At 72.5% G+C, this 12,248-nt stretch carries 13 protein-coding genes; 5 read left to right on the top strand and 8 right to left on the bottom strand.

From position 1 onward, the window contains the following. Window positions 1-7: 7 nt before the first annotated feature. The 4 genes from ACZ7EG_RS23545 to hisD are packed head-to-tail and all read right to left on the bottom strand — an operon-like array spanning window position 8 to window position 3,193. Entirely contained in the window at window positions 8-172 is a 165-nt protein-coding gene (locus ACZ7EG_RS23545) for a hypothetical protein (protein WP_471082195.1), read from the bottom strand. Continuing rightward, complete coding sequence (gene hisB / locus ACZ7EG_RS23540; RefSeq protein ID WP_053671868.1) at window positions 169-762, bottom strand: imidazoleglycerol-phosphate dehydratase HisB; 594 nt, start codon at window positions 760-762, stop codon at window positions 169-171. Before hisB ends, ACZ7EG_RS23545 begins: the two co-directional genes overlap by 4 nt. Further along, window positions 759-1,871 carry a histidinol-phosphate transaminase gene (locus ACZ7EG_RS23535; protein ID WP_471082192.1) on the bottom strand — a complete coding sequence of 371 codons (1,113 nt, stop codon included), beginning with the start codon at window positions 1,869-1,871 and terminating at the stop codon, window positions 759-761. The genes hisB and ACZ7EG_RS23535 overlap by 4 nt, the downstream gene beginning before the upstream one ends. Continuing rightward, window positions 1,868-3,193 carry a histidinol dehydrogenase gene (gene hisD / locus ACZ7EG_RS23530; RefSeq protein ID WP_471082189.1) on the bottom strand — a complete coding sequence of 442 codons (1,326 nt, stop codon included), beginning with the start codon at window positions 3,191-3,193 and terminating at the stop codon, window positions 1,868-1,870. The genes ACZ7EG_RS23535 and hisD overlap by 4 nt, the downstream gene beginning before the upstream one ends. A gap of 177 nt (window positions 3,194-3,370) precedes the next feature. Between hisD and ACZ7EG_RS23525 the strand changes: the two genes are divergently transcribed. The 5 genes from ACZ7EG_RS23525 (at window position 3,371) to ybaK (ending at window position 8,022) form a co-directional block, all read left to right on the top strand. Beyond that, on the top strand, window positions 3,371-4,948 hold the full coding sequence (locus tag ACZ7EG_RS23525; protein ID WP_471082186.1) for an oxidoreductase: 1,578 nt from the start codon (window positions 3,371-3,373) through the stop codon (window positions 4,946-4,948). 121 nt (window positions 4,949-5,069) lie between these two features. Continuing rightward, window positions 5,070-6,110: a hypothetical protein gene (locus tag ACZ7EG_RS23520; protein ID WP_471083029.1), complete on the top strand. Its 1,041-nt coding sequence runs from the start codon at window positions 5,070-5,072 to the stop codon at window positions 6,108-6,110. Between the two features lie 11 nt (window positions 6,111-6,121). Continuing rightward, window positions 6,122-6,862, top strand: a complete 741-nt coding sequence (locus ACZ7EG_RS23515; RefSeq protein ID WP_471082183.1) for an LON peptidase substrate-binding domain-containing protein — start codon at window positions 6,122-6,124, stop codon at window positions 6,860-6,862. 172 nt (window positions 6,863-7,034) lie between these two features. Continuing rightward, window positions 7,035-7,424 carry a hypothetical protein gene (locus tag ACZ7EG_RS23510; protein ID WP_471082180.1) on the top strand — a complete coding sequence of 130 codons (390 nt, stop codon included), beginning with the start codon at window positions 7,035-7,037 and terminating at the stop codon, window positions 7,422-7,424. A gap of 100 nt (window positions 7,425-7,524) precedes the next feature. Continuing rightward, window positions 7,525-8,022, top strand: coding sequence for a Cys-tRNA(Pro) deacylase (gene ybaK, locus ACZ7EG_RS23505; protein WP_471082177.1), 498 nt, complete (start codon window positions 7,525-7,527; stop codon window positions 8,020-8,022). Between the two features lie 76 nt (window positions 8,023-8,098). On the opposite strand, the gene ACZ7EG_RS23500 is transcribed toward ybaK, so the two are convergent. The 4 genes from ACZ7EG_RS23500 to ACZ7EG_RS23485 form a co-directional block, all read right to left on the bottom strand. Continuing rightward, window positions 8,099-8,800 carry an AAA family ATPase gene (locus tag ACZ7EG_RS23500; protein ID WP_471082174.1) on the bottom strand — a complete coding sequence of 234 codons (702 nt, stop codon included), beginning with the start codon at window positions 8,798-8,800 and terminating at the stop codon, window positions 8,099-8,101. Window positions 8,801-8,856: 56 nt separating this feature from the next. Beyond that, window positions 8,857-9,678, bottom strand: a complete 822-nt coding sequence (locus ACZ7EG_RS23495) for an ABC transporter permease (RefSeq protein ID WP_471082171.1) — start codon at window positions 9,676-9,678, stop codon at window positions 8,857-8,859. A 113-nt stretch (window positions 9,679-9,791) separates the two neighbouring features. Then, window positions 9,792-10,766: an ABC transporter ATP-binding protein gene (locus ACZ7EG_RS23490; protein WP_471082168.1), complete on the bottom strand. Its 975-nt coding sequence runs from the start codon at window positions 10,764-10,766 to the stop codon at window positions 9,792-9,794. Between the two features lie 122 nt (window positions 10,767-10,888). Further along, window positions 10,889-12,100 (bottom strand): NYN domain-containing protein, encoded by a 1,212-nt coding sequence (locus ACZ7EG_RS23485; protein WP_471082165.1) that lies wholly within the window; start codon window positions 12,098-12,100, stop codon window positions 10,889-10,891. Window positions 12,101-12,248 lie beyond the last annotated feature (148 nt).

The raw sequence follows: 12,248 nt of genomic DNA, 5'->3' as shown, positions 1-12,248 counted from the left end.
GGGCTGCTCAATTCCACACCTCCAGCCTCACCACACCGGCCGCCAGGCACATCGCGGCGCCGATCGACAGCAGCACGATCAGGCCCTTGGGCATCTCCTGCTTGACGAAGGAGTAGATCCCGCCGACGAGGAACAGGCCGACGACGATCAGCAGGGTCGAGGTGCCGTTCACAGGGCGCCCTTCGTGGAGGGGAGGATGCCGGCCGCGCGCGGGTCGCGCTCGGACGCGTACCGCAGGGCCCGGGCGAGCGCCTTGAACTGGCACTCCACGATGTGGTGCGCGTTGCGCCCGTAGGGCACGTGCACGTGCAGCGCGATCTGCGCCTGGGCCACGAAGGACTCCAGGATGTGCCGGGTCATGGTGGTGTCGTACTCGCCGATCATCGGCGCCATCTTCTCGGGCTCGGTGTGCACGAGGTAGGGGCGGCCGGACAGGTCGACGGTGACCTGGGCGAGGGACTCGTCCAGCGGGACCGTGCAGTTGCCGAAGCGGTAGATGCCCACCTTGTCGCCGAGGGCCTGCTTGAAGGCGGCGCCGAGGGCGAGGGCGGTGTCCTCGATGGTGTGGTGCGAGTCGATGTGCAGGTCGCCCTCGGTCTTCACCGTGAGGTCGAACAGACCGTGTCGGCCGAGTTGGTCGAGCATGTGGTCGTAGAAGCCGACGCCGGTCTTGATGTCGGTCTTCCCGGTGCCGTCGAGGTCGATCTCGACGAGGACCGAGGTCTCCTTGGTCACCCGCTCTATGCGGCCTACGCGGCTCATGTGCTCTGCTCCTTCTTCAACTCACGTACCGCGTCGAGGAACGCGTCGTTCTCTTCGGGGGTTCCGGCGGTGACCCGGAGCCAGCCGGGCACGCCGTTGTCCCGGACCAGGACGCCCCGGTCGAGGATCTTCCGCCAGGTCTCGTGGGAGTCCTCGAACCGGCCGAACTGCACGAAGTTCGCGTCCGACGCGGTGACCTCGTAGCCGATGGCGAGCAGTTCGGTGACCAGGCGGTCCCGTTCGGCCTTGAGCTGCTCGACGTAGCCCAGCAGCGTGCCGGTGTGCTCCAGGGCGGCCAGGGCGGTCGCCTGGGTCACGGCCGACAGGTGGTAGGGCAGCCGGACCAGCTGGACGGCGTCGACGACGGCCGGGTGCGCCGCGAGGTAGCCCAGGCGCAGGCCCGCCGCGCCGAACGCCTTCGACATGGTGCGGGAGACGACGAGGTTCGGGCGGCCCTGAAGCAGCGGCAGCAGCGAGTCGCCGTGGCTGAACTCGATGTACGCCTCGTCGACCACCACCATCGACGGCTTCGCCGCCTGCGCGGCCTCGTACAGCGCGAGGACCGTCTCGGGCGGGACGGCCGTGCCTGTGGGGTTGTTGGGGGTGGTGATGAAGACGACGTCCGGCTGGTTCTCGGCGATGGCCTTCTCGGCGGCGGCGAGGTCGATGGTGAAGTCCTCGCCCCGCGGGCCGGAGATCCAGCCCGTGCCGGTGCCGCGCGAGATGAGGCCGTGCATCGAGTACGACGGCTCGAAGCCGATGGCGGTGCGGCCCGGTCCGCCGAAAGTCTGCAGCAGCTGCTGGATGACCTCGTTGGAGCCGTTGGCCGCCCAGACGTTGGCCACGCCGACCTCGTGACCGGAGGTGTCGGTGAGGTACTCCGCCAGACGCGTGCGCAGCTCGACCGCGTCCCGGTCGGGGTAGCGGTTGAGGTTCCGGGCGGCCTCACGGACCCGCTCGGCGATCCGCTCGACCAGCGGCTCGGGCAGCGGGTAGGGGTTCTCGTTGGTGTTCAGCCGTACGGGGACGTCCAGCTGGGGCGCGCCGTAGGGGGACTTGCCGCGCAGCTCGTCCCGTACGGGGAGATCGTCGATACGTACGTCGCTCACTTGCTCTCCGGCACCTTCCAGCCGAACCTTGCCTTGATCGCCGCGCCGTGCGCGGGCAGGTCCTCCGCCTCCGCCAGCGTCACCACATGGTGCGCGACCTCGGCCAGCGCGTCCTGCGTGTAGTCGACGATGTGGATGCCGCGCAGGAAGGACTGGACGGACAGGCCCGAGGAGTGGCAGGCGCAGCCGCCGGTGGGCAGGACGTGGTTGGAGCCGGCAGCGTAGTCGCCGAGGGAGACCGGCGCCCAGGGGCCGATGAAGATCGCACCGGCGTTGCGGACGCGGTCGGCGACGGCGGCGGCGTCGGCCGTCTGGATCTCCAGGTGCTCGGCGCCGTACGCGTCGACCACCTTCAGGCCTTCGTCGATGCCGTCGACCAGCACGATCGCGGACTGCCTGCCCGACAGGGCCGGGACGATCCGGTCGTCGACGTGCTTGGTCGCGGCGACCTGCGGCTCCAGTTCCTTCTCGACCGCGTCGGCGAGTTCGACGGAGTCCGTGACCAGGACGGCGGCGGCCAGCGGGTCGTGCTCGGCCTGGCTGATCAGGTCGGAGGCGACGTGCACCGGGTCGGCCGTGTCGTCGGCGAGGACCGCGATCTCGGTCGGGCCGGCCTCGGCGTCGATGCCGATCCTGCCGGTGAAGTAGCGCTTGGCGGCGGCGACCCAGATGTTGCCGGGGCCGGTGACCATGTTCGCGGGCGCGCAGGACTCGGTGCCGTAGGCGAACATGGCGACGGCCGTGGCGCCGCCGGCCGCGTACACCTCGTCGACGCCGAGCAGCGCGCAGGCGGCGAGGATCGTCGGGTGCGGCAGGCCGCCGAAGTCGGCCTGGGCGGGCGAGGCGAGCGCGACGGACCCTACGCCGGCCTCCTGCGCGGGCACGACGTTCATGATCACGGAGGACGGGTACACGGACCGGCCGCCGGGCGCGTAGAGCCCGACTCGGTCCACCGGCACCCACTTCTCGGTCACGGTGCCGCCGGGCACCACCTGGGTGGTGTGGGTCTCGCGGCGCTGCTCGCGGTGGACGATCCGGGCGCGGCGGATGGACTCCTCCAGGGCCGCGCGCACGGCCGGGTCGAGTTCCTCCAGCGCACGGGTGAGCGCGGCGGCCGGCACGCGCACCTGGTCGAGCCTGACCCCGTCGAACCGCTCGGCGGCGTCGATCAGCGCCGCGTCGCCCCGATGATGCACGTCCTCGCAGATCGGACGCACCTTCTCCAGGGCGGCCGCTACGTCGAAGTCGGCTCGGGGCAGCAGGTCGCGCAGGGCGGGGCCCTCGACGAGGGCGTCGCCGCGCAGATCGATTCGGGAGATCACGTGCTCAATTCTCTCAGACCTGGGTGAGGCGTCGTTCGCGCGTATCAATGGCTGATACAGAACGCCGCAGGAAGCCGGAGGATCACCCTCACGTGGTGTGTTCGGGTGGTCACACAGCGGGCATGAACAGGTGTACGAAGAAGTGACCCGTGAGTATCCGGGGAGGAAGGAAGCGCTGTGACCGAGGGGGCCGGCCTGCGTGCCGGGGAGCTGCCCGAGGACCTGACCGCGGCCGAGGCCGGCATGTGGCAGGCCTTCCGCAACGGCACCGTGTACGACCTGAGCAGCGGCGACGCCGTGGTGGACGATCCGCACGGCGGTCACCCCTGGGGTTCGGAGCGGACCGTACGGGCCCGGATCGTGTGCTGGCTGCTGCTCGACGGCCCGCCCGCCCTGGCCGGCCGCGTGTCGTCACTGAAGCTGATGGGCGTACAGATCAACGGCTCCCTGGACCTCGCGGGCGGCACGGTGGTGCCGTACGTCGAGATGCGCCGGTGCCGTTTCGAGCAGGACGTGCTGCTGCCGGAGGCCCGCTTCACGACCCTGCGGATGGTGGACTGCTCGGTGCCCCGGCTGGAGGCGGCCCGGGTGCACACCGAGGGCGATCTGCACCTGCCGCGCTGCCGCTTCCACCACGGCATCCGGCTCACGGACGCGCAGATCGGCACGGACCTGATGCTCAACCAGGCGATCGTGCACCGGGACCACAGCGGCCGGTCGATCGCCGCGGACGGCATGACCGTCGGCCAGGACTTACAGGCCGAGCTGCTGACGTCGCACGGCGAGCTGAGCCTGCGCGCCGCCACCGTCGGCGTCTCCCTGAGCCTGCGCGGGGCGCGTTTGTCCAACCCCTACGAGCGGCTCGCGCTGAACGCCCCGCAGCTGACCGTCGAGCGCAGCCTCTATCTGACGCCGGCGGGGGTCGGCGCCCAGGCGATGAGCGGGATGACCCCGGCGCAGGGGACACGGATCCAGCGCTTCGCCTGCGAGGGCGGCATCCGGCTGGACGACGGCCGGTTCGGTGACGCCGTCGACTTCGAGCGGGCCCGGTTCACCCTCACGGACGACCAGGAGCTGTCGCTGCGCCGGGTGCAGACACCGGAGCTGCGGTTCCTCGGGGAGCAGCCGGTGCGCGGGCGGGTGGTGCTGTCCGGGGCGAAGGTCGTCAATCTGATGGACCGGGCGGACGCCTGGCCGGGCCCGGGGCGGCTGCACATGGGCGGCTTCACCTACGAGAACCTGGTGCCGCGCGGGCCGTTCTCCCTTGCCGAGCGGCTGGACTGGGTGGCCGCGGCGACCGCCGAGTACAACCCGGAGCCGTACGAGCGCCTCGCCTCCGTGCTGCGGGCCGGCGGGGAGGACGAGGACGCCCGCGAGGTGCTGCTCGCCAAGCAGCGCCGGCACCGCGAGAGCCTGCCGATGGCGGCCAAGCTGTGGGGTTACGCGCAGGACTGGACGGTCGCCTACGGATACCGGCCGGGCCGGGCCGCGGTGTGGATGGCGGTGCTGTGGGCGGCGGGCTCCCTCGCCTTCGCGCAGGCCGGCCATCCGCCGATGAAGCGGGGCGAGCATCCGGAGTGGAACCCCCCGCTCTTCACCCTGGATCTGCTGCTGCCGGTCATCGACCTGGGCCAGGTGGGCTTCTGGCAGCTGCGGGGGGCCTGGCAGTGGCTGGCGACGGCGATGATCCTGCTGGGCTGGATCCTGGCGACGACGGTGGCGGCGGGGGCGACCCGGCTGTTGCGGCGCAACTGATGGTGCTGGTGTGACCACAGTTATTGAACTGTCACGGTTTTACGTTCTCTTGACCATCGGATGTACAACTTTCCGCAGGTTCCATGAACGGTCTGGCGCCGTCATGACCAGCCGACTTTCAATGGTCGGCACCATGGCAATGCAGCTCCCGTTCATCCGCACGAGCCGGATGGCAAGGACCTCCCCCCACCTCGTCGGCGAGCCGTGCGCCGGCGACGAGGTGCTGCTCGACGCGCCCGACGCCCGGCTGAGTCCGGCGCTGGTCGCCGCCGCCCGGGGCGACCACGGGCCGGCCGCGACGCTGCTCTTCGCCACCCGCGCGGCCTGCGAGTGGGAGCGGCGCGACCGGTACGTGACCCGGCTGGCCGCGTTCGCCCGCTCGCGGCCGGAGTGGCTGGACGCCTGGCTCGCCATCGCCCCGCAGGACCCAGACGCGCTGCTGGTCGGGGCCCAGCTGGCGGTGGACCGTGCCTGGCGGTCACCGGCCCGGGCCGAGCTGCTGCGCGAGGTGAGCCCCCTGATCACGTCAGCCGCCCGGGGCGACCAGCGGGACCCGGTGCCCTGGCGGCTCGCGCTCGACCACGCCCGGGGCGCACAGGCCGGGCACACGTACTTCGAGGAGCTGTGGGCGGCGGCCGTGCGCCGTGCCCCGCACCACTACGGCTGCCATGTGGCGGCCCTGCGCTACCTGGCCACCTACTGGCACGGCTCGCACCACGAGTGCTTCGACTTCGCCGACCGGGCCGCCCAGGACGCTCCCGCCGACGCGCTCGTCCAGGCCCTGCCGCTGCGGGCGGCCTTCGGCTACCTCACCGACCGGTGCGGGCCCGAGGTGCCGCGCGAGCGGCTGGACGCGGCGGCCGACCGGGCGATCGCGCTGTCCCCGCTGCTGCCGCCGGCCGACCCCTGGCCGGCCCGGATGCGGAACCTGCTGATCTTCGTCCTGGCACGCCTGGAGCGCTGGCCCGACGCCGCCGAGCAGCTGCGCCTGAACGGCCCGTACGCCACCTCCTACCCCTGGGACCGGGTGTCGGACGACCCGCTCGGTCACTTCCTGGCGGTACGCGAGGACATCCTGGCCGGGGCGGTCGGGGCGACCGGAGGCCCCTCCGGGCATCCACGGAGTGAACGGGGCGGACGAGTCCGTCCCGGCGACCATTAGGCTTTTGCGTCGTGACCACCGTCCGGCTCCCCCTCTTCCCCCTGAACTCGGTGCTGTTCCCGGGGCTCGTGCTCCCGCTCAACGTCTTCGAGGAGCGGTATCGCGCCATGATGCGCGAGCTGCTGAAGACGCCTGAGGAGGAGCCGCGCCGGTTCGCCGTCGTGGCGATCCGCGACGGCCACGAGGTGGCCCCGAGCGCGCCCGGCATGCCCGACCCGACGGCCCTGCCCGAGCGGGGGCCGGCGGCCGGTTTCGGGACCGACCCGGTGAAGGCGTTCCACAAGGTGGGCTGTATCGCGGACGCGGCGACGATCCGGGAGCGAACCGACGGCTCCTTCGAGGTGCTGGCGACCGGCACGACCCGGGTGAAGCTGCTGTCGGTCGAGGCGTCCGGGCCTTTCCTGACGGCCGAGCTGGAGCCGCTGGAGGAGGAACCGGGCGACGAGGCCGCGCCCTTGGCCGAGGGGGTGCTGCGCTCCTTCCGCCAGTACCAGAAGCGGCTGGCCGGGGCGCGGGAACGGTCTCTGGCGACGGGGGCCGACCTGCCGGACGAGCCGGGCGTGGTGTCGTACCTCGTGGCGGCCGCCATGATGCTGGACACCCCGACCAAACAGCGCCTGCTCCAGTCCCCGGACACCGCGTCGCGCCTGCGAGACGAGCTGAAACTCCTTCGCTCCGAGACGGCGATCATCCGTAGTCTGCCGTCGCTGCCGGCGTCGGAGCTGACGCGCGGCCCGATGAGCCTCAACTGAGGGAAAGACACGTCTCGACGGAAACGAAGAGCACGGTTTCTCGCCGGGACGCCAGGGACGGATCCGGCCACCGGGACGACTGAAAACCTGTGGGGCCCCCGTGATCGGCCTGCTTATGATCAAGCCCGACCGGCCATGATCATGGCCATGACCGCATCAAGGGGGATACACAATGAGTCGTGCGCGCATTCTCGCCGTCGCCGCTGGTGTAGCGATCGGTTCCACGCTTCTGGTCGCGCCCGCGCACGCGGCGCCCGCCAAGGCCCAGGACCGCGTCGAGTGCACCAGCCTGAGCAACGGGCAGCTGTGCATATCGCTGAACACGAGCCCCAGCCGCGTCGAGGTCTTCTACACGAAGAAGTCCGGCGGGCAGATCAGGGCGAAGCTGGGCTACCGCACCAGCAACGGCGGCGGGAGCACGTTCGGACCTACCGAGAGCATCTCGACAGGCGACCGGGAAGTCGAGACCTGGACCATGAGCTACCGCTGTGACGTGGACTGGAAGGGCCTGATCAAGGTCGAGGGCCAGGGGACCTTCGAGACCCCGTGGGCGACCTGCTGACCCAGGCTCAGCAGGTGTGACCGACCTCGTGTGCCGCCCCGTCCGGGAACCTCTCCGGGCGGGGCGGTCCGCGTTCCACCGTCTGGAAGGATGCCGCTCCATGGCGAAGAAGTCGAAGAAGCAGCAGTCCGGCGGCACACCCGCGACCGTGGCCCTGACGGCGGCGGGCGCCACGTACACCGTCCACGCCTACGACCACGATCCCTCGCACCCCTCCTACGGCGAGGAGGCGGCCGAGGCCATGGGCGTCTCCCCCGACCGCGTCTTCAAGACCCTGGTCGCGGACGTCGACGGCGCCCTGACCGTGGCGGTGGTCCCGGTGGCGGGCCAACTGGACCTGAAGGCCCTGGCGACGGCCGTCGGCGGCAAGCGCGCGGCGATGGCCGACCCGGCCCTGGCGGAGCGCACGACGGGCTACGTCCGCGGCGGCATCTCGCCCCTGGGCCAGCGCAAGAAGCTGCCGACGGTCCTCGACGCCTCGGCTTCGGCGCACACGACGATCTGCGTGTCGGCGGGCAGGAGGGGCCTGGAGGTCGAGCTCGCCCCGGAGACCCTGCAGAAGCTGACCGGGGCGGTCATGGCTCCTATCGGCCGGTAGCGGGGGGCGGTGCGGGCCTCCATCGGCCACTCGAGGCAAGCCCCCGTCCGTCACCACCGGCCGCCGGCCCCGGCGTCTACCGGTCGTCGTCGGCGGTGGGCTGTCCCGGATACGGCCCCGGTGCGAACTCCGGTTCCGGATCGCGGGGTCCGAACAGCGCCATGAGTCCGAGGTGCAGCACCAGTGCGGCCAGCGGCCAGGCCAGGAGTGCCCCCTTCGCACCCAGCTTCAGCGGCGCGTCGAAGGTCACGCCCCGTCCGACTTCCCGCGCGTGCGCGATCACGTCCTCGGCGGGGCCGAGCCACACCCCGACCCGCCAGGCGAGCAGCGAGCCGAGCAGGCCCCCGAGGGCCAGCCCCACCACCAGCGGCACGCCCCCGCGCCGCCGCAGCAGGAAGACGGCCAGCGCGCTGACCGCCCCGAAGGCCAGGCCGAGCAGCGTGAACGTGCCGTCGACGCCGATGGCCTGCTCCCCCTCGGTGTCCTTGAGGTAGACGACCCAGTTCTTCTCCACCACGTCGCCGACCAGCGGCACGTGCGGCGCGAGCCACCACCACAGCACACCGAGCAGCACCCCGCCGAGCGCCACGGCCACGGCGATCACCGCGGCCTCCCGCAGTTCCGTCTTCATCCCGGGGCCGTCCTGTCCGTACCAGCCGGGGCCGGCGTGCTCGGCGTGCTGGGACCCGGGCGCCACAGGCCCAGCGTCCGGCGGCTGCCACGAATGCTGTGCGGAGTGTCCGTGCGGCGGCGGGGGCGGAGTCAGTGGTGCGGTCACCCTGCCATCGTGCCAGGCCCGCCTGTGTGCCGCGTCACCGGACGACCGCTCCGCGGTCAACGGACGGCCGCCCGGCGGTAGGCCCAGGTCGCCACGGCCAGCGAGACGACGCCCACGGCCCCGCACACCGCGAGGTCCCCGAGCACGAAGGCCCAGTCGGGATGCGGCCCGAACGTGCGCGCGAAGGCCTCCACGCCGTACGTCGACGGCAGCAGGTCCCGCGCGAAGCGCACGACCTCCGGCATCCGGTCCGCCGGCAGCACACCCAGCAGCAGCGCCGCCGACATGCCCAGCTGCCCGAGCAGCGTGGCCAGTTCCGGCCGGGGCGCGAGCAGGCCCAGCGCCGCGCCCAGCCCGGCGAGCGCGGCGCCCGCGAGCGGGATCACCGCCATGAGGACCCACAGATGGGCCATCGGCAGCCCGAACAGCACACAGCCGAACACCGCGGTCACGACGGTCCCGGGCACGGTGAACGACGCGTACGCGCCGGCCGCACCCAGCACCACCGCCGCCGGCGGCACCGGCAGCGTCGCGTAGTGGTCGAGCCCGCCACTGGCCCGCAGCTGCCCGAAGTACTGCGCGAGCAGGTTCAGCGCGACGAAGGCGACCACCAGGACCGACGACCCCGCGACGACGGCCTGCGCCTCCGCCCCGTCGTCCACGACCCCGCGCATCAGGACCATGATCCCGACCGACTGGAAGGTCGCCACGAACAGCAGCGGGATCCGCGCCACCCTCGCCCGGGACAGCTGGGCCCGGTACACCGCAGCCAGCGACGGCCACAGCCGCGCCCGGGGCCCGAGCTCGGCCGCGCCCGCGGCGGGCCTCTCAGCGGCCAGGGCACTGCCCGGCAGGACATCGGCGGGTACGACACTCACGTCGCGCTGCTCCCCTTCGCTCGGGTTCGCTCCGGTCCACTGCGGCAGTCGCCTGTTCGGTACGGATCCGACGGCCGGTGTGCTCACGGCCCGCGCGTCCGGCGCCCTGGTGCTCACACCTTCACCAGCCCCTGCTGCACGGCACCGCCGAGGGCGAGGTACACGTCCTCCAGGCTCGGCGTGGCCAGGGTGAAGTCGTCGAGAGCGGCGAAGGCGGCCCCGCCGGTGACGGTCGCGACGACCGCCCGGGCCTCCTCGGGCCCGAGCCGGAGCGTCCAGCGGCGGCCCGACTCCACGACGCGGTCCTTCAGCGCGGCCACCTCGGGCACGTGCACCGGAGCCGCGTCCCGCCACACCAGGTCGACGCGCACCTCACCGGCGACCTGCTCCTTGAGCCCGGCGGGCGTGTCACAGGCGATCACCCGCCCCCGGTCGAGGACGGCCACCCGGTCCAGCACCGTCTCGGCCTCGATGACGTTGTGCGTCACGAGCAGCACGGTCGTCCCGCGCTCGGCCCTGCGCCGGTCGACGGCGGACCACACGGCCCGCCGCGCCACCGGATCCATGCCGGTGGTCGGCTCGTCGAGCACCAGCAGCGGCCGCTCCCCCACCAGGGCCGCCGCGAAGCACGCCAGACGCCGCTGGCCCCCGGAGAGCTTCTTCAGCGGCCGCCCGGCGAGCGCCGCCAGGCCCAGCTCGTCGAGGACGGCGTCCCGCTCGGCCCGCGCCTGCCGCACGTCCAGGCCGCGCAGCCGCCCGGTGGTCTCGGCGGCGAGCGACACGGTCAGCTCGTCGAGGGCGGTCGACTCCTGCCCGAGGTAGGCGAGGATCCGCGCCGCCCGCTCGGGGTGGCGCACGATGTCGTGGCCGAGGATCTCCACACCGCCGCGGTCGGGCCGCATCAACCCGGTCAGCTGGCGCACGAGGGTGGACTTGCCGGCGCCGTTCGGACCGAGCAGGCCGAAGATCTCGCCGCGGCGGATGTCCAGCGTCACGTCGTCCGTGGCCCGGACCTCGGGCGCTGCGGGAGTGCCGCGCCTGCCCCGGACCGCCGGATAGGTCTTGGTCAGCCCGCGCACCGCGCACACGACGTCACCATCGTGCCGAAATGCCTGTGCCGCGCGCTTACTCACAAGGGACGAGACTACGGGGTCGGCGACCCCGGTCCGCTCTCGGGTCGGTCCGTACCGGGAAATCCGTCGGCAAGAACTCAGGCCTCGACGGGCGGGTGCTCCACGCCCGTGCGCACACTGATCTCCCGCCAGAAGCCGGCCCGGATGGCGTACCGGTCCCGCTCGTCGATCTGGTCGTCCTTGTGGGCGAGCAGGCCGAAGCGGGCCGCGTAGCGCAGCAGCTCCCCGTCGACGCGGTGCGGGATGCGCGGGTACATCCCGGACAATTTCGGCAGGTGGGTCTGGTCGCCGAGGCGCTCCACCCAGCGCCGGGCGAAGACCTGCCCCACCTCGAAGGGGTCACCGCCGACGGTGGTGATGTCCTCCTCGCGGTCGGCCCATCGCTGCTCGGCCGTGGTCAGCTGGGCGAGTGTCGGCATCGAGGCGGCCTCGGGGGGCTCGGCCGTGGGCCGGTCGACCCAGCCCTTGTCGGAGGACCACCGGAGGGTGGCGGAGGCGGGGGGCTGGGCGGGCTGGGCGCCGGGGGCGCGCAGGGCGGCCAGGTCTTTGGGCGTGGGAACGCCTTTGGGGGCGGGCGCCCGCTCCTCGGTGCCGTTCTGCCCGGCGCCGGCCTCCTGGTGCCGGGGCTGTGGGGCGGACCGGTCGGTCGCGGCGCCGAGCGCGGACTCGGGCAGCGGCGCGGAGAGGATGGCGGCGATCTCGGGCCGGGGCGCGGGCTGCGGCGCGCACACCCCGGTGAAGTCCTTGGCGCGGACGGCCTTGGTGATCCACGTTCGGTCCAGGACGCGCCGCTCGTCGGCTTCGGCGACCAGGTCCTCGGACTGGTTGTAGTCGCCGTCGGCGGCCTGGACGGCCCACAGGTGGACGGCGACGCCGTGCTCCTTGGCGGCCATCATGCCGGGCAGCAGATCGCCGTCGCCGGTGACGAGGACGACGTCGGAGCAGGCGCGGTTGCGGGCCAGTTCGGTGAGTTCGGCGTGCATCGCGGCGTCCACGCCCTTCTGCGCCCAGCGGCCGTCGCTGCGGGTCAGGGCGCCGAGCCGGACGGTGACCCGGGGCATCACGCGCAGCCTGCGGTGCTCGGGCTGCGGGACGCGGTCGGGGGCGCCGTCGAACCAGTAGATGCGCAGCAGCGGCTGCTGTGTGTCGGATTCGGCGCGCTCACGCAGCCCCTGGATGAGGGCGGTGTGGTCGACGGTGATGCGGGACCGCGAGGGCTCCCCGGCGAGGAGACTCGCCGCGGCTCCCAGCAGATACCCAGCGTCCACCAGGACGATGCAGCGGTCCACGCGACTCACCCTCTTCCCAGGAGGTTTGCTTCGGGCTCGCTTCGAGTCTGCCCGACGGCGCGGAGGTTAACGGCCGGAACTCGATCTTCGGCGTGGCGTTTCGGGTCCTCCCGCCACGACCACCCCTGTCACGCACGGTAATTGTCCG

The organism is Streptomyces sp. NPDC037100 (assembly GCF_055606225.1).
This window is presented reverse-complemented; position numbering and strand designations above follow the sequence as displayed.

Coding starts and splice junctions, on each gene's coding strand:
- ACZ7EG_RS23520 (WP_471083029.1), top strand. CDS start 5,070: ATGGTCGGCACCATGGCAATGCAGCTCCCGTTCATCCGCACGAGCCGG.
- ybaK (WP_471082177.1), top strand. CDS start 7,525: ATGGCGAAGAAGTCGAAGAAGCAGCAGTCCGGCGGCACACCCGCGACC.
- hisB (WP_053671868.1), bottom strand. CDS start 762: ATGAGCCGCGTAGGCCGCATAGAGCGGGTGACCAAGGAGACCTCGGTC.
- ACZ7EG_RS23510 (WP_471082180.1), top strand. CDS start 7,035: ATGAGTCGTGCGCGCATTCTCGCCGTCGCCGCTGGTGTAGCGATCGGT.